Consider the following 1,110-nt stretch of genomic DNA (forward strand, 5'->3'; position numbering starts at 1 on the left):
AATTTAAGCAGATGGAAAGCAGGCGAAATCACCGTATATGACACCCTTAACGGAACAGGCGATCGGGCTTGGGCAGATTTTAATATATCTGAATCGGGTTCGATTTGGGCAATCAATAATAAAAAAATTCGAATTTTCGAACCTAACACCCAGTCTTGGGGATTAAAGCCGCCCTTACCTTTTTCGGTTTCCGATTTTGTGCCATTAACCGATTCCACTGCCTATGTAATAAATAAAGAAGGTATTTATATATATGATGAAGGGTATATTAAAACCATCGTTGCACCTGCTGCATTGCCATTTGATCAATCTGATACATCAATACAGCTTAAGCTTTTAAGCAATAATAAACTTCTTGCATATAATTATGCTCATCTATTGGTGTATGATATGACATCTCAGCAATCCCAAACATATTCTATTAATAAAGTAGAAGGCACTGCCAAGATTTCGGTATTTGAAATTGAGCCCGATCAATTATTTATAAGCACCTATTCTGATTACTATGAACTTGATTTAAATAGCTCAGTTCTCCACAAAATTCCTAGTACAGACGGCTTTAACGTGGATTATGCAGAGTTCAATCCAATTTGGAATGGTGAACGAATCTATGTGTCTTCTGACAAAATTAAATACCGAGATGAAATCATATTTTCGGTAGGGACAAATCTGCGTATCATTCAAACTTTGCAAGATAAAGAAGGGAACTTGTGGGTAAGTACCTCTGGGCAGGGATTGAAACGCATCACTGTAAACCCCTTTCGCGTGCTTGAAAGCTCGCATGGCTTAGGCGGATTAAATGCATACAGTATTATTGAAGATAAGGACCACGCAGTTTGGATTGGAACCTTTGATTCGGGGGTAAACCGAGTAACCAATAATCGTATCGATTTTTGGTATGGGCCAAATCTCCCGAATGGCAAGTCGTTAGTTCGTTCTATGTTCGAACAAAATAATGGAAATATCCTTACCGGAATCTGGGATTGGGGCGTAAAAAGCTATGATGGAATTTCATGGTCTGAGCTGCAATTAACCGACAACACCAATAATAAGCTGCTAAAAACGGTGGAGTCATATTACGAGGAACCCGACGGAACGCTTTGGTTGGGC

1 protein-coding gene is annotated in these 1,110 nt (G+C 39.2%); it reads left to right on the forward strand.

Features of this window, described 5'->3' with window-relative positions; genetic code table 11:
- The coding region (locus tag ABJV04_RS16890) for a two-component regulator propeller domain-containing protein (RefSeq protein ID WP_348492761.1) at window positions 1-1,110 on the forward strand (1,110 nt) is incomplete at both ends.

The sequence above is a fragment of the Aliiglaciecola sp. genome (assembly GCF_039982535.1).
In the GTDB taxonomy this organism is placed as follows: domain Bacteria; phylum Pseudomonadota; class Gammaproteobacteria; order Enterobacterales; family Alteromonadaceae; genus Aliiglaciecola.